20 protein-coding genes are annotated in these 20,722 nt (G+C 35.2%); 7 read left to right on the top strand and 13 right to left on the bottom strand.

Annotated elements, in window-relative coordinates:
- Nucleotide 1: 1 nt before the first annotated feature.
- From mreC to rodA, 4 genes are read left to right on the top strand one after another with little or no spacing between them, the layout of a single operon-like run.
- A complete protein-coding gene (gene mreC / locus ACEYOS_RS00420; protein WP_373709709.1) occupies nucleotides 2-853 on the top strand; it encodes a rod shape-determining protein MreC in 852 nt (283 codons plus the stop codon).
- A complete protein-coding gene (locus ACEYOS_RS00415; protein WP_373709708.1) occupies nucleotides 850-1,356 on the top strand; it encodes a rod shape-determining protein MreD in 507 nt (168 codons plus the stop codon). Before mreC ends, ACEYOS_RS00415 begins: the two co-directional genes overlap by 4 nt.
- Complete coding sequence (locus ACEYOS_RS00410; RefSeq protein WP_373709730.1) at nucleotides 1,353-3,368, top strand: penicillin-binding transpeptidase domain-containing protein; 2,016 nt, start codon at nucleotides 1,353-1,355, stop codon at nucleotides 3,366-3,368. The genes ACEYOS_RS00415 and ACEYOS_RS00410 overlap by 4 nt, the downstream gene beginning before the upstream one ends.
- The gene (gene rodA, locus ACEYOS_RS00405; protein ID WP_373709707.1) at nucleotides 3,365-4,594 is read left to right on the top strand and encodes a rod shape-determining protein RodA; all 1,230 of its coding nucleotides are present in this window, start codon (nucleotides 3,365-3,367) and stop codon (nucleotides 4,592-4,594) included. The genes ACEYOS_RS00410 and rodA overlap by 4 nt, the downstream gene beginning before the upstream one ends.
- A gap of 26 nt (nucleotides 4,595-4,620) precedes the next feature.
- Here the strand turns inward: rodA and ACEYOS_RS00400 are convergent, their stop codons facing one another.
- From ACEYOS_RS00400 to ACEYOS_RS00360, 9 genes are all read right to left on the bottom strand, one after another.
- Nucleotides 4,621-5,094: a hypothetical protein gene (locus ACEYOS_RS00400; protein ID WP_373709706.1), complete on the bottom strand. Its 474-nt coding sequence runs from the start codon at nucleotides 5,092-5,094 to the stop codon at nucleotides 4,621-4,623.
- Between the two features lie 94 nt (nucleotides 5,095-5,188).
- Nucleotides 5,189-6,028 carry an acyl-CoA thioester hydrolase/BAAT C-terminal domain-containing protein gene (locus ACEYOS_RS00395; RefSeq protein WP_373709705.1) on the bottom strand — a complete coding sequence of 280 codons (840 nt, stop codon included), beginning with the start codon at nucleotides 6,026-6,028 and terminating at the stop codon, nucleotides 5,189-5,191.
- A gap of 74 nt (nucleotides 6,029-6,102) precedes the next feature.
- Nucleotides 6,103-6,339: a hypothetical protein gene (locus tag ACEYOS_RS00390; protein WP_373709704.1), complete on the bottom strand. Its 237-nt coding sequence runs from the start codon at nucleotides 6,337-6,339 to the stop codon at nucleotides 6,103-6,105.
- Between the two features lie 38 nt (nucleotides 6,340-6,377).
- The gene (locus ACEYOS_RS00385) at nucleotides 6,378-6,554 is read right to left on the bottom strand and encodes a hypothetical protein (RefSeq protein ID WP_373709703.1); all 177 of its coding nucleotides are present in this window, start codon (nucleotides 6,552-6,554) and stop codon (nucleotides 6,378-6,380) included.
- A 336-nt stretch (nucleotides 6,555-6,890) separates the two neighbouring features.
- Complete coding sequence (locus tag ACEYOS_RS00380; protein ID WP_373709702.1) at nucleotides 6,891-7,286, bottom strand: RDD family protein; 396 nt, start codon at nucleotides 7,284-7,286, stop codon at nucleotides 6,891-6,893.
- 214 nt (nucleotides 7,287-7,500) lie between these two features.
- Nucleotides 7,501-8,898: a hypothetical protein gene (locus tag ACEYOS_RS00375; RefSeq protein WP_373709701.1), complete on the bottom strand. Its 1,398-nt coding sequence runs from the start codon at nucleotides 8,896-8,898 to the stop codon at nucleotides 7,501-7,503.
- 134 nt (nucleotides 8,899-9,032) lie between these two features.
- Complete coding sequence (locus ACEYOS_RS00370) at nucleotides 9,033-9,545, bottom strand: hypothetical protein (protein ID WP_373709700.1); 513 nt, start codon at nucleotides 9,543-9,545, stop codon at nucleotides 9,033-9,035.
- A gap of 439 nt (nucleotides 9,546-9,984) precedes the next feature.
- A complete protein-coding gene (locus tag ACEYOS_RS00365; protein ID WP_373709699.1) occupies nucleotides 9,985-10,677 on the bottom strand; it encodes a C40 family peptidase in 693 nt (230 codons plus the stop codon).
- 327 nt (nucleotides 10,678-11,004) lie between these two features.
- Complete coding sequence (locus ACEYOS_RS00360; RefSeq protein WP_373739259.1) at nucleotides 11,005-13,203, bottom strand: glutamine synthetase III; 2,199 nt, start codon at nucleotides 13,201-13,203, stop codon at nucleotides 11,005-11,007.
- Nucleotides 13,204-13,484: 281 nt separating this feature from the next.
- Between ACEYOS_RS00360 and ACEYOS_RS00355 the strand changes: the two genes are divergently transcribed.
- From ACEYOS_RS00355 to ACEYOS_RS00345, 3 genes are all read left to right on the top strand, one after another.
- Nucleotides 13,485-15,167, top strand: coding sequence for a hypothetical protein (locus ACEYOS_RS00355; protein ID WP_373710254.1), 1,683 nt, complete (start codon nucleotides 13,485-13,487; stop codon nucleotides 15,165-15,167).
- Nucleotides 15,168-15,292: 125 nt separating this feature from the next.
- Nucleotides 15,293-17,137 carry a M1 family metallopeptidase gene (locus ACEYOS_RS00350; RefSeq protein ID WP_373710255.1) on the top strand — a complete coding sequence of 615 codons (1,845 nt, stop codon included), beginning with the start codon at nucleotides 15,293-15,295 and terminating at the stop codon, nucleotides 17,135-17,137.
- A gap of 62 nt (nucleotides 17,138-17,199) precedes the next feature.
- The gene (locus ACEYOS_RS00345) at nucleotides 17,200-17,961 is read left to right on the top strand and encodes a type III pantothenate kinase (protein WP_373710256.1); all 762 of its coding nucleotides are present in this window, start codon (nucleotides 17,200-17,202) and stop codon (nucleotides 17,959-17,961) included.
- 143 nt (nucleotides 17,962-18,104) lie between these two features.
- On the opposite strand, the gene ACEYOS_RS00340 is transcribed toward ACEYOS_RS00345, so the two are convergent.
- The 4 genes from ACEYOS_RS00340 to ACEYOS_RS00325 form a co-directional block, all read right to left on the bottom strand.
- Nucleotides 18,105-18,536, bottom strand: a complete 432-nt coding sequence (locus ACEYOS_RS00340; protein ID WP_373710257.1) for a nucleoside deaminase — start codon at nucleotides 18,534-18,536, stop codon at nucleotides 18,105-18,107.
- Nucleotides 18,537-18,625: 89 nt separating this feature from the next.
- Nucleotides 18,626-19,171 (bottom strand): DUF3575 domain-containing protein, encoded by a 546-nt coding sequence (locus ACEYOS_RS00335; protein WP_373710258.1) that lies wholly within the window; start codon nucleotides 19,169-19,171, stop codon nucleotides 18,626-18,628.
- Nucleotides 19,172-19,229: 58 nt separating this feature from the next.
- A complete protein-coding gene (locus tag ACEYOS_RS00330; RefSeq protein WP_373710259.1) occupies nucleotides 19,230-19,868 on the bottom strand; it encodes an energy transducer TonB in 639 nt (212 codons plus the stop codon).
- 163 nt (nucleotides 19,869-20,031) lie between these two features.
- Nucleotides 20,032-20,673, bottom strand: a complete 642-nt coding sequence (locus tag ACEYOS_RS00325) for a 50S ribosomal protein L25/general stress protein Ctc (RefSeq protein ID WP_373710260.1) — start codon at nucleotides 20,671-20,673, stop codon at nucleotides 20,032-20,034.
- Between the last annotated feature and the right edge of the window lie 49 nt (nucleotides 20,674-20,722).

Raw genomic sequence — 20,722 nt, 5'->3', positions numbered from 1 at the left:
GATGGGATTTTTGCTGAGATTGTTTTCGAAGAACAGTTTATTCGTCTTCTTTATATTTCTGCAACTCATAGCTATCGTATTGATTTTCAGCAGAAACTCAATGCAACAGTCGTGGATTGCAGGGCAATCTGCTGCATTTAACTCGTGGGTTTCCGGCTATATTGACGAAGGAGCTTCATACCTAAAACTGAAGCAAACCAATGATAAACTGGTGGCCCAGAACAAAAGTTTAATGACGCAGCTTTATGGAAAGGAAGCGGCAGTAAATCCAGAATTCAGAAAAGTTCATGACACTATTGGTGGCGGACAAATTTATACTTTCGTTGATGGTGAAATTGTTTACAACAGCGTCAATCGAAAAGACAATTACTTTACCATCAATCGCGGAAAAAGAGATGGCATACTTCCAAAAATGGGCGTTATGGCTCCGGAAGGAATTGCTGGAATCGTTATTAATACAACCGATTCTTATTCTTTGGTTCAATCCATATTAAGTTTAAATAAAATTAAAATTAATGCCTCACTTAAAAAGTCAGGTTATTTCGGGACTTTAACATGGCGAGGTGATGATTCCAGAATTATGCATTTGTCAGATGTGCCGAAATATGTTCCACTACAAGTAGGAGACACGGTGGTAACTGACGGTAAATCAGCTATTTTCCCACAAGGAATAACCATTGGAAGAGTCGCAGGTTATGAAGTTGACAGTAAAACCGGCTTTTGGGATATTTCAGTAGAACTCAGTGAGAAAATGGGTAACCTCAGCAAAATTTATGTGGTTAAAAATCTTAAAAAAGCAGAGGTTAGAAAAATCGAAGATACTTTGCAAGCGACTATAAAAAGAGAGAAATGATAAGTAGAACCCTTTTTACAGATATCCTGATTATTGTTTTGCTGATTGCATTGCAGATTTTCGTTTTGAATAGAATTACTCTTTTTGGAAAATACACACCGGTAATCTATCCAGTGTTCGTAATGTTTTACCCATTTTTTCGAAATAAATTTCAATTCCTGGCTTTGAGCTTTATCCTCGGATTGGGGATCGATGCATTTCTCTACACGTGGGGAATCAATGCTTTGGCTACGGTAATTATCGCCTATTTTAGAACCTTAATTTTTAGAACTTCTACGGATACTTCTACGGATTTCTTCTCCTTTCAATCTCTACAATGGTCGCAGTTTTTACTTTTTATTTTCATGAGTATTTTCATTCACCAGGTACTCGTTCAATATATCGAAATTTTTAAGTTTAGTAGATTTTTCGATATCTTCCTTAATGTGTTGGCAACGAGTGCGATTTCATTTATCTTTATCATTATTTACGCTTTGGCATTTAAAATCAAACAAAAAGTCTGAAACCACAATTTTTAAAAATCTCCGTTTTTCTATCTCTTATTGCTATAATTTTTATAGCTCGGCTTGCCTATTTGCAGTTGTTCACAGATCGATATGCTTTGAATGCCGCCAATACTTCCATCAAAACAGAATACATCATTCCACAACGTGGAGTTATTTTTGATCGAAACGGAAAAATCATGGTTGGAAATCAGCCTTCGTACGAAATTTCATTTACGGCAGCGCTGTTAAAAGCAGACTTCGATACTTTGGATTTCTGTAATCTACTACAGATAACCAAACCGGATTTCATCAAAACTATTAATTCCATTAAAAAGGAAAGATACTATTCGAAATTAACTCCGATGACTTTTATGAAAAATATGAGTCGCGAGGAAATTGCCAGAATTCAGGAAATTATATTTAAATATCCTGCTTTTAGTATTGTGTCCAGACCTCAACGACAATATGAAGTTTCTACTTCTGGAAACCTTTTGGGTTATACGAACGAGGTGAATGAAAGGGAATTAAAAAAAGATTCAATCTATTATCTTCCGGGAGATTTCATTGGAAAAACAGGAATTGAAAAATCTTATGAAAACGATCTTCGCGGAACGAAAGGAGTTCAGTACATTCAAAAAGATATTCGATTACGTAGCATTGGTTCTTATAAAGACGGCGCCTTAGACAAAGATGTCGTAACAGGTAAAGATATTACGCTGACCATCGATTATGATTTACAGCGCATGGCCGAAGAAATGCTGGTGAATAAGCAAGGTGCAATTGTAGCAATCGATCCCACGAACGGAGAAATTTTAGCCTTAGCAACTGGGCCAGACATTGATCCCAATCTTTTTTCAGGTCCAAATAAAACCAGAAATTTATACCGCTTGCAAATGGATACGGTTTACAATAATCGTCCAACTTTTGACCGGTCTCTGCAAGCCGCTTATCCACCAGGTTCTACTTTTAAATTACTCACTGCAGCTGCAGCAATGCAAATGGGAGTGATGGATGAAAAAACTATTTTTCCATGCGGTGGTGGATTTAATTATCGCGGTTTAAGAGTTAAAGGTCACGGTGGTGCTGATCCGTTAGTTCCCGCAATTCAGGTTTCCAGCAACTGTTATTTCTCTTATGCTTTTATAGCCATTATGAATAAATATCCAGGAGATCCGACTCGCGGAGTGAACGAATGGAAAAAAATAATGAGCAGTTTTGGAGTCGGTGAATTTCTTAATAATGATTTAGCAGTTGGCTCGAAAGGGAGAATCCCAAGTGGAGAATTTTACGAAAAAAGAAGTGGTGGCAAAAAAGACTGGACCTCTGCCTACACTATGAATGGTTCTATTTTTAATGGAATGGGACAAGGAGACGTTCTGCTAACTCCTTTGCAGATGGCAAACTCTGTTGCGGCAATCGTTAACCGTGGTTGGTATTTTACCCCACACATTGTAAAATCAATTGATGGAAAACCAAATCCGGATCCACGATTCAAAGTAAAACATAAAACCTTAGTCGATCCAAAACATTTCGATCCTATCATCAAAGGAATGGAAGCGGTGGTACTAAACGGAACTGCACGAAGTTTAAAATCCAAGGATTTTACAATGTTGGCAAAAACCGGAACCGCTCAAGTTCCGCAAGGAAAAGACAACTCCATCTTTGTTTTAGCAGCTCCTGCAGAAAATCCAAAAATAGTTATTGCTGCAGTAATGGAACATGCAGGATTTGGATCAACCTGGGCCGGACCAGCCGCGGCTGTAATTGCTGAAAAATATTTAACAGGAGATTTAAAACGGGAACATCTTTACAACAAACTGGTGAACGCGAGTTTCATGCCTGAGTACAAAAGACAATGGGTTGTAGAACTTAAAAGAAAAGGCCTGTACAAAGAACCGAGCAAAGATTCTTTATTTCTCTCCAATATCGAAGAAAAATTAAGAACTGTAAAAGACGCAGAACAGAAAAAGCAACTTCTGAATAAAAGAGATTCTATTATACTTAAATTAAAAACGCGGGCAAAAAAATGAAGTGGGCACAAGGAATTGACAAATTAGGACTTTCGCTCTATTTTCTGCTGTGTGCTTTCGCTGTGGCTAACATTTATAGTGTGGACCAAGCAAGTGGAACAAGGCAAGCAATTTGGCTTGGTGTGTCAGTATTTGTGGGAATTATTATTTTTGCGACCAGAGCAAAATTTTTCGAAAACATGGCTGGTATCATCTACATTGGAGGCGTAGTTTTGCTGATAGGTTTATTTCCGTTTGGAACAGAAATACTTGGTCAGAAAAACTGGTACAAGTTCGGGGCGGTAAGTTTACAACCTGTAGAATTTGCTAAAATCGGAACCGCTTTAATGTTAGCTAATTATGTTTCTGGACCTGATTTCAATTTAAAATATAAAAAATCGATCTGGACTACAATAGCGATTATCGGGATTCCGGCAGTTGTTGTTTTAATGATTCCGGATGTAGGTTCACTACTTGTTTTCATTGCATTCTTTATTGCATTATTCCGCGAAGGAATGTCGGGCTGGGTTTTCGGAATTGGATTAATTTTCGCCAGCGTTTTTCTGGTTGCACTTGCAGTTGATCCTTTATATGTGGTTATTGCAATCGTTTTAATTAGTGCAATTGTACTATTTTTAAACTCGTACAAAATTCACTGGAATTTTTTATCGGTGGCAGCCATTGTTGGTGTTGTCGGAATTCTCTGTGGACTAGCTTATGGAGCGCCTCATATTTTGGAAAAATTACCAAAGCACCAACGTGAAAGAATTGAGGTTTTATACAAAGGAGAAAAGGCTTTCCGAGACACCTCTGGGTATAACTTACTGTATTCAAAAACGGCGATTGGTTCTGGTGGCTTTTGGGGGAAAGGATACCGCGAGGGTTCTGTAACCCAAGGAAAATTTGTTCCTGAGCAAAGTACCGATTATATTTTTTGTACGGTGGGTGAAGAGTGGGGATTTTTCGGAAGCACAATGCTGGTGATCCTTTATTCTATTTTTATCGGCCGAATTTATTACTTAGCAGAAAAGCAAAAATCAGCCTTTAACCGCGTCTTCGGTTATAGCTTCGCGTCAATACTACTCATGCACTTTTCCATCAATTTAGGAATGGTGATGGGACTTTTCCCAACGGTGGGAATTCCGCTTCCTTTCTTTAGTTATGGTGGAAGTTCACTATTGGCATTTTCAATGATGACGTTTATTTTCTTTAAACTGAATTATACGGATCGGAATAGTTTGGTGTAAACGGGAGTTAGATGAAAGCTTCGACGTTAATTTTGTAATAGAATGTCGTTCGGCTTTTTCTCCTGCTTTTTAGTGTTTAATATATTTAATAATTCTGGAAATTCAGTTTCGAATTTATTATTATCCATTTTTCCATCTTGATTATTGTCACCGTACTCCAGACCAACCTTAATTAAACTTTCAAGTCCTACTAAATGTTTGGTGTCAATTTTTTTCAGCATTGTATTAAAATCGTTTTCGCCAAGTCTATAAACAATTTGTGTTAGGATGAAACCCAGGTCGTAACAGCCTGCTCCTTCGCCACACCAAAAGTCATTGAGTTTTACTAATGCGTTTTGATCTTTGTTCAAAGTTTGTCGGACTAACTTACGTAGTTCCTGATTTTCCTCAAGGGTTTGGTTCTCGTACAAAGTATTGCCGATAGTAATTCCGTTGACTTTACTTTGTTTGCAAGAGGTAAAATTGATTCCAATTACTAATATTAGAACTATTTGCTTCATTGAATTCTCATTTTTAAAGTTCGCTTTAAATTCCCAAGTTCAAATTCTCCTCTTTTAAAAACCCTTATTATATATTAGCGTTTTTTTCCTCTTATTATTTTGAAAAATTGGTTTCCAAAAATTTAAAAACTAAGTCAAAATGTTTTAGTGGTGCTGAGTGCCCACCTTCAATAGCAATATGTTCATACTTATGTTTGAAATTGTAAGTTTTAAGTATGGTGATCATCTTTTCTGCCATTGGTGTCGAAGGAGAAACTTCATCTTTTGTTGCCGAAATTAATAGAATTGGTCCGTTAATTTTTTCAATTTTTATCAAGGCTTTTTCTTCTGCAATGCTATCTTGCAACATTGCTTCAAATGTACCTCGTAAATCGTTTTTCATCAGATACGGAACTGCTTCATCATTTACAGGAACAAAAGGCAATTCTTTATTTTGGTACGTCCAGGTAGAGGTAGTAAAGTGATTTGTGTTTCCTGGGAAAGTCACATTACTGGCAACAATAGCAACAACGCCTTTAATATCGTCGTAATAGCTTCCTAAAAGCAATGCCAAATCTGCACCTCTGGAACCACCAATAATAGCAATATTTTCTTTGTTAATTTTTTTATTCTTTTTGGCAACTTCAATAGCATAATGCACATCTTCAATAGCGATCTTTTCCAATTTATCAGGTGTCCCTTTTGCTCCGAAATAACCAATTGCTAAAAATGCGTATCCTTTTTCAATAAATTGATCTCTTGTTTTTTTCCAATAGTCGCTTGTCCAGGCGTTACCTCCTTCAGAACCTCCAAGCCCAACAATTAAAGGTTGATTTACTCCATCTCCGACATATAACTTACTTTCCACATTGGGCGTTTCTAATATGGTTTGGGCAAATGAGTTGGAAGAAATAATCAGTAATAATCCAAAAATGAGATGTTTTAAGTTTTGCATTTCTATTATTTTAAAATGTTGAAAGACAAAGTTGAGGCTTAAATTCTTTATAAATTTTGACCTAGATCAAAAAATTACTTTTCGGCTCTAATTCTGCTTAATGTTTCTTGCGCAATTCCCAAATAGGAGGCTATCATTCCAAGTGGAATTCTATGATGAATATCGTGATATGTTTCAATAAAGTGATTGTGCTTTTCTTTTGCAGTTGTAAATCGCATTGACGTTATTCTTTCCATAAAGTGACCGAAAACAGTTCCCATTGATAATCTTGCATACCGTTCCATTTCGGGGAAATTTTCAAATATATACATTAGGTCATTTACATTTAAAAGAAATGCATCTGTATCTTCTATCGCATCAATGTAATATATATCCAATTGTCTTGTGCTGAAACTTCTGGGTGAATTACTCCATTCTCCTTCTGCTGAAAAATATTCACTAATTTCTTTTCCGTCTTTGATAAAGTAAGTTCGTAATAATCCTCTTTGGATAAAGTAGCTTTTAGTACAGATTTTATTAGCATCATGAACAAGTTCTCCCTTTTTAAAAGTCTTGAAAACAATTCTGTTAGAAAGTTCGTTTTTTAAACTGTCGTTAAGTTTTATATACTTTTCAAAGTGTCTAAATATTTCGTCTGTTTGTTCGATAATTTTTCTGTTTATTATTGTTTATGGCGTTTATCTTCTTTAAACCGAATTATACGGATCGGAATAGTTTGGTGTAAACGGGAGTAACGGTGATTTATTTCTGCAAGCGTGAATAAATAAACCCAACTTTATATTTGCAAAAAACCACCTAGTTACAAAACCTCGAAGTAAATTTCCGCGTAGTTTTGTCGTAGAACATATTAGCAGTAGTATTTTTATTGAACCTTAACTACTTTAGTTTTAGCCAATAAATCTCCTAAGCGTTGACTTTTTTCAGAGTTTTTTATAATTATGATAGCGACAATTCCAAACGCAAACATATCAATTATGTCGACGCAATGTCTTAAAAAAGATTGTTTTAAATTTATTTCTTTTCCAGTATTTAAGTCCACAGGTTTAAGCTTTACAATGTAATTTCCTAAAGTTGCGTTTAAGAATGTTTCGATTAAACATAAATAAGTAAACCAGAAAAGTAATATCGGCACTGTTTTAATTCCGGTAACTGAATATTCTCCGTCATCATTCATCTTTCCAAAAATAGAAATATAAATAAATGAAATGCTTAAGATAATTGTGTAATCTATAAATCCGGCAAATATTCGCCGAGTCAAAAATTTTCGCTATTCAAGTGTAATTATTTAAAAATTCGATTCATGTCATCTATTTCGTTTCGGTCTAACATTATCGCTAACGTTTCGGGGCTTGGCGATGTCGCGCATTTCAAAGACGAAACTTTCAACTAAAATACAAATTTCAACCGATGCACAAAACTTGAATTTTAGACGTTCCGTCCGCTATTACCAAACCCATGTTACCTGCCGTTTTTTATTTCCTATCAATAATATTTCCTTTTAAATCAAACAAAACACACGGATATTGAATACCTGGAAATTTCCCAAATTTCGTGTAATCATAGTCGATAACTTTGTCGCCCTGCATAATGTATAGTAAAACGGTATCGTCAGGTAAAAGATACCAAACAGAGTTTTCTTTTTTTTCTTTGTCGTTAAGTTCGAGGAAGATTGCTTTTTCCGTAAATTCCTTTTTGAATCTGAAATTACAACCACAATACAATTCTTTTGAAACTCTTATAGCATCTTCATTTGCATAGGCCGGCTTAGTTTCTACGTCTTCATACTTTTTAATACTCTCCAAAAACGTGTCGTGTTTTATCCATTGTTTAGAGTTTTTATTAAAGCTGTCAATATTGTAATCGTTTATAGGCTTGTTATTAAAATAGTATATGTCAAGTTTTACAGACTGGTTTTGTGAGACATAGTTCGTTAAAAACTCAACTTTCTGAACACGATTAATTATGTCCTTATAGTCAGATTTAATACTATCTCTTGAATAAATTGACCTTCCTTCTTTGGTGGCTAAAAACATAATATTTACTTGAGGCATCATTAGACTATTTGTCAGCCTTGCATAATACGTTTTTGATTCGTTCCATATGTATCTGCCACTTCCATAAATTTCTCCAATATTCAAAATCTCAAAATCGCTTTTGAGTTCGTTAAGTTCTTCAAAATAGTCATATGCTGACAATTCGTATAAATTTGGTTTATGGTAATCTATAATTTTCGTGACTAAATGTTTTGTCAATTCATTTCCGATCATCAGTTCTTGATATTGTTTTTTAGAGCCAATGATTTCAAAAAATAATTTGTCTACATTTTGATTGTAATTTTTTAAATCTCTACTGTCTGTCCAGGGTAACTTTTTTGAATTAGGTAATGATTTTCTTGAAGTGAAGATATTTTTCAAAGTTCCGTTTTCAAAAACTTTCATTACGTATTCATCCCTGTACCGTTGGTGCATATGGACGCAACAGCCTAATTCAAGATAATTTTCATAGTGTTTTTTATAGGTTTCAATTTGGCTTAACTTTTCAGAAATAAAACTTACTTGTTGGGCATTCCATCTTATATATTTATCATCATAGAATTTGATAAGTTGTTCAGGGTTTTGCTTGATTAAAATTGTGTCAATATTCGTCTCTTTAAAAATCTGATTTACTGACTTTATATTTTTCAGCTCATTTAAGAGTTGATCGACTTTCTTTGATTGCTTAAAATTTAGTTGTCTGGTCTGATACAAGTATTCTTGATTGTCAAAGTCAGTAGCATACAAGTTGTAATGAACTTCGATGGTCTGTTTGGAACTCTGTGCGAGTAAAGTTCCTGTGAAAAGTAGCAATATGATTGTATACAGTGTCTTCATCTAATTACGCCTAACGGTTGGGTATTTCTGCAGGCGGGATAAAAATACGAAAACTTTCTACGTGCTAAAAATTGAATTAAGCGCTAAAATCTTCGATGAAAACTTCATACCCGCTTGTAGAAATACTTTGTTATCTACAGTGCTTCTTCTTTTGTTTTGTAAATTATTTTGGGTGATTCGTAATTATCGATATAACATTTCTTATTTTGGTTGTAACGGAAATCAATAGAATTAAAAAATAAATTGAATTTATATTTAGCGTTTTGCTGGTTTAATTTTTTTTCTACAAGATAAAGGTTGTTTATGTCCAGATTATATACAAATGTTTCATTTGATTTTAGTTTGAATTGTTTTTCATTACATTTTGTACAATTAACATCTACGAAAGCGTTTTTTTCTTTCGTAAAATTCTGTAATTCTCTGTCATATTTTTCCAAATTTTGCACTTGTATTCGCATCATACTAAAAGTTCGTGGAATTTTCAGTTTGATTGATTCCAAATTTGTTATTTGAAGTTTGAAAAATCCAGATTTGTTAAAGTTCGTAGTGTCAATTTGATATTTTACATTACAACTTTTTAATTCACTTTCTTGACTGTAAAAAAAGGCGCCTTTAAAAATCAATAAAAAAATAAAAATTTGTTTCATTATATCTTTTGATTGCGGTTTGGTGCATTGCAGATAACTATCAAATATACGCAACTTTCTGCATCTATGAAAAACAATATTCTTACCTAAAATGTTTGATGGCAGGGGTTTATTTCAAAAACAGATTTAAAAACATTCTAAATCTGCAGATTTAAGTATAAGGAAAAACGCATTCAATATACAAACACGCAACAATTTTTTATACGAAAATCCTACTGAAAAAAAACCAGTTGATCTTCTAGCCCTGATCGCAGTGAAAATCCCGGAATGAGGCGCAATCCGCAGAAGCGGAGAGCGGCGAAATGAGGAATTGCAACGAAGAGCAGGACGGGTTTTGAAAGAAGCGAAAACTGTTATGCTTCTACAAATAATAACTCTTCATTTTTAGAACCAAAAAAGCCACCCTAAAAGGTGGCTTTTTCTTTAAAATATCAATTATTTAATTTGAATTGTTTGCTAAGTTGTCATTGAAGACTTCTTGTGATAATACTCTTTTGGCAAATCTGAATTTGGGTCCCCAATAGGAATCATTTAATGAAGAAATCATTACGCCTCTTGAAGTGGCTGCGTGTATGAATTTTACTGATCCTTCTTCTGAGACACTTTCTACGATACCTACGTGAGAAATTCTACCTCTACTGTGGGAAAAGAAAACCAAGTCTCCTTTTTGTAGCTCGCTTTTTTCTACTTTCTCTCCTTCTTGTGCTTGGGAAGCTGCTACTCTTGGTAAGTTCATTCCGGCACTGGCACCGAATACTGATAATACAAATGCTGAACAGTCAATTCCTCTTCTGGTCATTCCACCATATCTATAAGGAGTTCCTAAATAAGATTCTGCTTCTGTTAAGATATCGTCTATTTTTTTAGAGAAACGAACCGCTTTTGCGATTTCCTCATTCTTAACAATCGTTTCTAAACTTCTGGCAGCAACCACTTGTTCATCTTTGAAACTATTCAGCAACTGTTGTTTAGCTACTGCCAATTTCTTATTATCTATAGATGCAAGTTTGGCATTTGATTTGTATTCATTAGAGTAAGTAGTCGGTGTTGAAACTACATAGTTAGAAACGCATGACTGTAGTGAAAATGTAGCGAACATAGCGGTACAATAAAACAAAATTCTTTTCTTCATATATATATGATTCTCCGTGTTAAAACGTAATATTTGGTTTAAAAAGCAATACAAAAGTAGGTATTCGGGCAAAACCGAGGGTGAAATCACCCACTCGGACTTGCTACTTTAACACATTTTAACAGTATTTTTTATAATGTTAAAAGAATAATCCTCGCAATCCCTTTATTTAAGGGATTGCTTTTTTATTTAAATTAAGATTTGTTAACATTTATACTTTTAATCTATTAAGTATATTGGATTCTTCTATGACATTTAAGTAGAAAACTTTTAAGACCACAAAAAAGCCCTACGAATAGGGCTTTACAAATTTAAAAGAAGTGCGATTTATCTTGTGAACAGAAGTTCTCTGTATTTCGTCAATGGCCAAAGCTCATCGTCGACCATCATCTCTAATTCATCAGATGAATTTCTAATTTTGGCGAAGAAAGGAATTACATCCTCGCAGAAGGACTCAGCCGTTTCTCGAGAGCTGCCTTTTGATTTGGCATCTTCAATTGCTACAAGAAGGTTTTCTACTTCCAGTTTAATAATACTCACGTGACCAGAAATATCTCTAATCAAACTCATCTGCTCTTTCGCCAAAGTTTGAAATTCTGATTTATCAAAAATTTCTTTCAAGCCTTTTACGTTCTCGATTAATCGGTTTTGATAATTTAACGCACAAGGAATAATATGGTTTCTCGCAATATCAGCAATTACTCTTGCTTCAATGGCAATTACCGTAGAATATTTCTCTAATTTTATTTCATTCCTCGCTTCCAACTCACGATGGGTATAAATCCCAAGTTCTTCGTAAAGTGCGATAAATTTCGGGTCTAATTCTCTGCTTAAAGCTTGTGGAGTAGTTTTTAAATTATTCAACCCTCTTTTTGCGGCTTCGATCGCCCACTCTTCGGAATAACCGTCACCTTCAAACATGATGTTTTTAGAAACCTTAATGTATTCTCTTAATACATTAAAGATTGCTTCGTCTTTTTTCAAGCCATCTTCAACCAAGGCATCAACTTCTATTTTGAACATTTTAAATTGCTTAGCTGCAATGGCATTCATCACGGTCATCACTTCTGCACAGTTCGCTGAAGAACCAACGGCTCTGATTTCAAATTTATTTCCGGTAAAGGCAAACGGTGAAGTTCTGTTTCTGTCGGTATTATCTAATAAAATATTAGGGATTTTACCAACGACATTTAATTTAAGATCTGTTTTTTCTTCTGGAGATAATTTTCCGTCTTTCACTTTTTCCAGTTCTTCTAAAACTCCGAACAATTGAGAACCGATAAAGGCAGAAATAATCGCTGGTGGCGCTTCGTTCGCTCCAAGTCTGTGATCATTCCCAGCAGAAGCAATACTTACTCTTAATAGGTCTGCATAATCATGAACTGCTTTTAAAGTATTTACGAAGAATGTTAAGAACTGTAAATTCTTTTTAGGGTTTTTTCCTGGGCTTAAAAGGTTCTCGCCTGTATCTGTTGCTAAACTCCAGTTATTGTGTTTTCCACTTCCGTTTACGCCAGCAAATGGTTTTTCGTGGAACAGGATATGGAAATGATGTTTGTGCGCAACTCTCGCCATTAAATCCATTAATAAGGAGTTATGATCTACCGCCACGTTAACTTCCTCAAACATTGGCGCCAATTCAAACTGATTTGGAGCAACTTCGTTATGTCTAGTCGTTACAGGGATCCCCAATTGAATTGACTTAATTTCCAGCTCTTTCATGAAGTTCATTACACGAGTAGGAATTGACCCAAAATAATGATCATCCAATTGCTGACCTTTTGCAGGAGAATGCCCTAAAAGCGTTTTTCCTGTAATCACTAAATCTGGTCTTGAATTATACAAGGCAGAGTCAACTAGGAAATATTCTTGTTCCCAACCGAGAGTAGGACTAACTTTAGTTACATTCTTATCAAAATAAGAACGACAAATATCGGTCGCAGCTTCATCTACAGCATTTAAAGCTCGTAGCAAAGGTGCTTTATAATCTAATGTTTCACCGGTGTAAGAAATAAAGATAGATGGAATACAAAGAGTCGTTCCCATAATAAATGCTGGAGAGGTAGGATCCCAAGCGGTATAACCACGTGCTTCAAATGTATTTCTGATTCCACCATTAGGGAATGAAGATGCATCTGGTTCTTGCTGAATTAACATTCCACCAGAGAATCGGTCAATTGCACGATCGCTTTCAAATGGAGTGAAAAAGGAATCATGCTTTTCTGCCGTTGATCCAGTTAACGGTTGAAACCAGTGTGTATAATGAGTAACTCCTTTGCTTAAAGACCAATCTTTCATGGCAACTGCAATCTGATCGGCAACATCACGCTGAATTTTCACGCCGCTTTTAATTGCATTTTGAATGGAGGTAAATGCTTCTTTCGTCAAATACTCTCTCATTGTTTCTTCTGAGAATACGTTTTCACAAAATAATGAAGATAATTTTGCGGGAACTTCCACTGCGTTTATTTTTCTAAAATCCTTTTGAGAAATTAATTCTAACGCTTTAAATCTTAAACTTGACATTGTTTGTTGTTTTTGGTGGGGTAAAATTACAAAAAATATAAAAACAAAATACATTTACCTCTATTTTTTAGGGTCAATGATAAATTAAATATAATTTTATATAAATTTTATATTTTCTGTATAAATAAAAATCACCTTACTTATGTTCGTTAAGATCAAATCTCTCACTTAAAAAAAATTCTAACAGTTTTAATATTAATAATACATTAATTATAATCGCAATCTAATGAACACGGTACATTTAAGAACTAATTCCTTATATTTGTGTGAAATTTTACAATATGGTAAATTCAAGAGCAAGAGAAACCACTGAGGCAATCGAAAGACTTTATGTTTCTATGCGTCACCTATTCTATCGCGGTTTTTTCAAACCAGCCGGAATCTCCGGAGAAAGTCTTCGGTCCTTACTTACAACAATCAACCCCGAAATTTATGGAACGATGGGCGTTCCTAATAAAATAGAGTTAGATGGACTTCTTTATGTTCTAGATCGACTTCCAGAAGGAATTGAGGAATGTTCATTCATTCATCTTACCTCCGATGAAGGTTTCGACAAAGGAAGTTTCGAAGTGATTGTTCCAAAAAAGAGAAGAAGAAACTGTTATCGTATCGACGAGCATCAAATGAACATCGAAGTTCTTTTGGGTCGTTCAGAAATTTACGATATCCTGACTCACCTTACCTTCTTATATATAGAAGCAGATAAAATTCGCAATTTGGCTTTTAATGCAGAAAGCAATGATAAACCAAGCCGTGCCTGGAAGATTATTGAAGATGTTGCGACGAGCGATAAAAAATTCAGTAGAAAAGAAAAAGAAGTGGCACTGATTCATCTTTCTTCCTTATTAGGAAGAACTTTTGATGAAACCTTAAATGCTTATAATAATTTCGGTGATGATGAAAATCCTGATCGGTTATTCAAAATCATCTATCATTTAGGAAACGAAAGTTTTAATGATTATAAAAAAATCAGAGAAAGAGAAGTTCATTTCTCGGCGATTCTTCGCGAAAGAGTGGGTCATCACTTTTTTGGTGAAAAATGGGCAAATAAAGTAAAACAGGTTTTAGCAGAAAACAATTTGCAGATGAGACCTTTGCACATTATTTCAGCCAACATGCACTCGGTGAAAAATATGCTTTTTGCCAACGATTCCATCGGAAAGAAAGCGACCAAGAATGTAGATTATAAAATGTATGAAGAGATTTCTAACAAGAAATCCCTGCAGGAAAAAGTTCTAGCACATTCTCAAGAAGCAGGATTAATTTATATCAATGATCAAAGTGGAAGTAATATCGATGTTCAAATTATCGATTTATCTAAGACTGATTTAAAAAATACGCCATTTGCAGATTTAAAATATTCTGGCGATGATGTTATATTGGTTTTTGATTATGCATTTGGTGAACAAGCATTTGAAGTAATGGACGAACTTTTACGTCCTTACGATTTTAATGGTGAAATCTACACGATGAAAGTGAAATCCATTTCAATTATGGGCAAAGCTGGAATCTTACAAGGTGGAAAAGGAGATATTATGATTCCTACTTCTCACGTGTTTGAGGGAACGGCAGATAATTATCCATTTGAAAATGCTTTGAAATTAGAAGATTTCGAAGATGATGAAATTCAAGCTTTTGAAGGGGGAATGGTTTCCGTGCTGGGAACTTCGCTTCAGAATAAAGATATTTTAAGATACTTCATGGATACCTCCTGGAAAGCAATCGGACTGGAAATGGAAGGTGCGCATTATCAAAAAGCAATTCAGGTTGCCTCGAAAATTCGCCATCACATTTCAGAAGATCTTTTTGTAATGTACGCTTATTACGCGTCAGACAATCCTTTGGAAACCGGCTCTACGCTATCTTCAGGTGGTTTGGGATTAACAGGAGTAAAACCGACTTACTTAATTACTTTAAGGATATTAGAGAAAATTTTGAAAAGCGGAATGGCTTCTAAAAAATAATCTTTAATTAAAGAAATAAAGCAAACCCTTTTAGCAGTTAACAATGCTGAAAGGGTTTTTTCTTGGCTTAAATCTTCCCATAAATTCAAAAATTCTTATCTTTCCGTTTCAAAATTTAAAATACTATGAACAAAGGGTTTCTCATTATTCTCACTTTATTTTTCGGATTATCATCAGCACAGAAAAATGCCTACTATCAACAATATGCCAATTACAAAATGGATATTGATGTCGATGCGAAAAACTTCACCTACAACGGAAATCAAACTTTAAATTATACCAACAATTCACCCGACGAACTGAAAGTGGTTTATTTTCATTTATATTGGAATGCTTTCAAACCTGGATCTATGATGGATCAGCGCGTTGCGAGTCAAGGCAAGAACGGTGATTCGAGATTACAGAATAATGGTATTTCAACCTTAGCTTCTATTCCAAAGAATGAAGAAGGCGCCCAAAATATTCACTGGATTAAACAAAATGGGAAGGATTTGAAATTTGAAATTCAAGAAACCGTGATGAAAGTTTATTTGAATACACCACTTAAAGCCAATTCGAAAACCACATTTACCATGGAATGGGACGCTGTAATACCTATGCAGATTCGCCGTGCCGGAAGAAATAACCGTGAAGGAATTGATATGACCGTAACCCAGTGGTATCCAAAAATTGCAGAATATGATTATGACGGCTGGGCAACTTTCGATTATATCGGAAGAGAATTTCACGCCCCATTTTCTGATTTTGAAGTCAATATTAAAATCGATAAGGATTATGTGATTGGTGCGGGTGGAACTTTAGAAAACCCTTCAGAAGTTAAAGGTTACGATGCAAAAGCAACCATTAAAACCGACAGAAAAGACAAAGCGACCTGGAAATGGACGGCGAAAAATATGCTCGATTTCGCGTGGGCTGCAGATCGGGATTACACCGTGGAATCCTTTGTAATTCTGGACGGACCGAAAGTAAATTTCGTTTACCAGAAATCAGAGAAAACAATATATTGGGAACAGGCAAAACCTTATGTAACCAAGTTTTTCCAAATAATGAACGCGACTTACGGTAGATATGTTTATCCATCGTACTCATTTATTCAAGGTGGCGACGGCGGAATGGAATACGGAATGGCGACGATGATGCTGGGTGAAGCTAAAACTTTAGATGGCCTAGTTGGTTTAATGGTTCACGAAGGTGGACATTCCTGGAATCAGCAAATGATGGCTTATAACGAAAGCGTTCGTCCGTGGATGGATGAAGGTTTTACGAGTTATTACGATGATTATATTATGTATCAACTATTCCCGCCACAAACTCCACAACCGAATCCTTTTACAACGAGTATCGACCGATATAGAAATTTTGTGAAAAGAGGAATTGAAGAACCTGCAGGTTGGTTAGGCGATCATCACGATAATGGAACAGCGTATTCCTTTGCAACTTATTATAAAGGTGAAATGTTTTTGATTCAGTTAGGCTACATCATGGGTGAACAAAATTTAGCCTTAGTTATGAAAGAATTTTATAATGAATGGCATTTGAAACATCCGACCGACAGAGATTTTATGCATATCGCACAAAAGATTTCTGGAATGGATTTAAAATGGTTCCATCATTATTGGATCAACACTACTAAAACGATTGATTACGGAATTAAAGATGTTAAATACGGAGAAAATTCTACCACAATCACTTTAGAGAATAAAGGAACAGTTCCAATGCCTATTGACTTCTCGATTTTAACGAAAGATAAACAAGTAGTTAATTTTCAGATTCCTTTAAATATGACTCACACCTGGAAAACGAAAGATATTTATGGAGATTTTCAAACCATGCCTTACTGGCCGTGGACTCAGAAAGGATATACTTTAACAATTCCTTACAATAAATCTCAGATTTCTGCTTTAGGAATTGATTTCTCTAAACGTTTGGCAGATATCAATCTGGAAGACAATTTGGTGGAGGTGAAATAAGAGAATCATATAAATTCAATTATAAATAACCGTAGTTGAAATCTACGGAAAAATAGAAATTAATGAAGTCCATCGTAATAAATATAGGAAATACCAATATCAGATTCGGTTTGTTTGATGATGATAACTGCGATATTTCCTGGATTCTAAATACCAAACCGTACAGAACCAGCGACGAGATGCAGATGCAGTTTATGATGATGTATCAGACCCATCGGATCGAAGCTGATAAAATTGAAAAGATCATTATAGGTTCAGTAGTGCCACAGTTGACTCACGATGTCAGTCGAGCTATTCAGAAAATTCATAATAAAAAACCCATTATCGTTGATCGTACTACTCCATCGGGAGTTCAGCCAAAATCAAAACAAATGGGAACTGATATTTACGCAAACTTAGTTGCTGCGCATCATCTTTATCCAGCGGATAAAAAGAAAATTGTTTTTGATTTCGGGACTGCCCTGACTGCAAGTTGTATTAATGAAAGCGGAGAAACCATAGGTGTAATCATCGCTCCAGGAATTATTACGGCGTTGAATTCTTTAATTCACGATACCGCTCAATTGCCAGAAATCGAATTAATTAAACCGAAATCGGTACTTGGTTTAGATACGGTTTCCTGCATGCAAAGTGGAATGGTTTACGGTTATTTAGGAATGGTTGAAGGTTTTGTAGATCGTATCAATGACGAAGTTAAAGATGATTGCTTTGTGATTGCAACTGGTGGGGTTTCTCATGTTTATAAGCCTTTAACGGATAAAATTCAGATCGCAGATCGCTTGCATACTTTGAAAGGATTGTATTATTTGGGGCAGGATTTGTAAAAAGCGAATGGTCAATGGTCAATGGTCAATGGTCAATGGTCAATGTATCGAAGTTCGAAAATAAAATTCACTTTTAAAAATTTCATTCCAACGGAAATTTACTTGTAAAAATTCACTCGCAGAAATTCACCGGAAAGAATTTACTATCTCTTATTTTTAAAAAATTCTCTTACAATCAACGAGCATTCATGCTCCATCACGCCCAAAACAATTTCTGTTTTTGAATGAAGCGTTAAAGATTTATTGATAAAACCCCGTTGCTCATCCCGAGCACCAATCACTACTTTAGAAATCTGGGACCAGTTTAAAGCTCCCGCACACATCACGCAAGGTTCAAGCGTGACATACATCGTGCAATTTTGTAGATATTTCCCTCCTAGATAATTAGCGGCAGAAGTGATCGCCTGCATTTCTGCGTGGGCAGTTACGTCATTTAAGGCTTCCGTCAAATTATGAGCCTTAGCCAAAATTCTATCATTAGCAACAATGATGCAGCCGATGGGAACCTCATCTTGCTCAAAGGCAATCTGGGCTTCCTGCAGCGCCATCTTCATATAATATTCGTCGGTAAACATAGTGAGGTTTTTGAGTTGTTAAATTGTAAACTTTAAATAAAAAAAGGTTCAGTGCAAAACTAAACCTTTTTCTAAAATATTTTCAATGCTTAGAAGCGGTAACCGATCCCTAACATTCCTTTTCCTGTAACTGGTGTATCACTATATTCAGAATTCATCCCAAATCTTCTGGCAATTCCTAAACTTGCTTCGAAGATAATATTTCTTCGGGCTACCCATTTACCACCAAACCCAATTCCGGCACCAATGGTTGTGTTTTTTTCATATCTGTATTCGGACACATAATAACCCGGTCCATAGTACGGCGTATATATGGCATCATTTGACATGGTAATTGGTACGAACGCTTCTACAAAAAATCCAGCGGCATATTTTTTACCAAAATACATACGGTAATAAGGTGAAATTTGCGATTGCAAACCATCGCCGTCATCATTATTGTCTAAAAGAACTGCGACATTAATACCAATACCAGAATCTTTATTCAGCAGCCTTTCGTAAGAAACATTCAAAGCTGGTCCTGCGATCAATTCGATCGGACTGATCATAATATCATTTTGTCTGTCAGAAGAATCTTCTTGGGCTTTAGCACTAAATGCAAAAACGAGTGAAGTAATAAGTAGTAATTTTTTCATGTATTTTTTTATCAAATATAAAATTAATATTGATACAAAATGTTTATTACCAATAAAATTATTTAAGATAATCAAAATCCATAGCGACGGGCAATCTAAATCTGTATCGAATCGCTGTACCATTGATAAACGCAGGCGAAAATCTCTCTGGGAGAAGATATAGCGCTATTTCTGCCTGTCGGTTGAAAGTAAAATTATCTCCTTCTGCTTGAACAGAACTTATAGAACCATCTTTTTCAACCACAAATAGTAAGTCGGTTTTCATCATTTTCTGATCGGCTAAAATAGCGTCAGTGTAAAACAAGTCAATGATTTGCTGTTTCATTAAATTAAAACCGCCTGGATAATTGGCATTACTATTCAAGTCAGACTTTTTCGGATTTTCATTCAAAACTAAAGGCTGCGTTTGAAGTTGAAACCGGCTTAAATCTTCGCGAATTTTCACTTTTACCAATGCGTTTACAAAAGCGCTATTTTGAATACTGTCCAGCTTTACCATAAACTCCTGGAAATCGTTTCTAACAGCAACTTTATTGGAAGGATCCTTTTCCTGATCAAATCGCTTTTTGAATTCCTTATTCAACATCAGCCTTTGGTAATCGTAATAGTTCTTCACCATTTTAAACTCTTCATTCTGCTGTGCGAATGAAATAGTAATTATAAAAAGCGAAAATAAACTCACGAATTTTTTGACCACGACGACTTTTTTGATAAAGTAAAAATAATTAAAATATTTGACACTGGGGAATATTGGCTGTAGTACTAAACAGGAGATCTGACCTGTGAATAAAGTAGCTGTTACTAGAAAGAAAAAGTCCCGCTCATTGCTGGGCGGGACTTTTATAATATAAAGTGTAGAATTACTCTGCACTTGTTGCATCTGCAGCAGGAGCTTCTCCTTCTGTAGTTGCAGTTTCTTCTTCATCTTCATCATCTGCTCCTGCACCACCTTTGGCAGCAGTTCTAGACATTTTAACAGCAACTACTACTGCGTTGTCTGGATGCATAAATGAGAATCCTTCTGCTTTGATACTACCAACATAAAGTTTGCTACCAATCTTTAATGGAGTAACGTCTACCACGATTTCGTCTGGTAAATTAGCAGGGATTGCTTTTACTTTTAATTTTCTGAAAGACTGTCTCATTGCACCACCGGCAACAACACCTTTAGAACGACCTGTAAGTCTTACAGGAACCTCCATTACGACTGGTTTGTCATCTGACATCTGATAAAAATCAGCATGGATGATTTTGTCTGTTAATGGGTGAAATTGGATGTCTTGAAGAATTGCTGGAATCGTTTTTCCGTCAACCTCAATAGATACCGTGTGTGCTTCTGGAGTATAAACTAAAGCTTTAAAAGATTTTTCTTCAGCAGAAAAATTTAAAGTTTCGGTACCTCCGTAAACAACACAAGGAACTAATTCAGCATCACGTAAGGCTTTAGTAGACTTCTTGCCCACGCTTTCTCTTTTTGTACCTTGAATTGTAATTGATTTCATTATAATATATTAAATAATTTTAAGGGTGCAAAGATATCATTTTTATTTT

The organism is Kaistella sp. (assembly GCF_041824135.1).
GTDB lineage: Bacteria > Bacteroidota > Bacteroidia > Flavobacteriales > Weeksellaceae > Kaistella.
The sequence above is the reverse complement of the archived record's forward strand: the minus strand, read 5'-3'. Positions and strand labels throughout refer to the sequence as shown.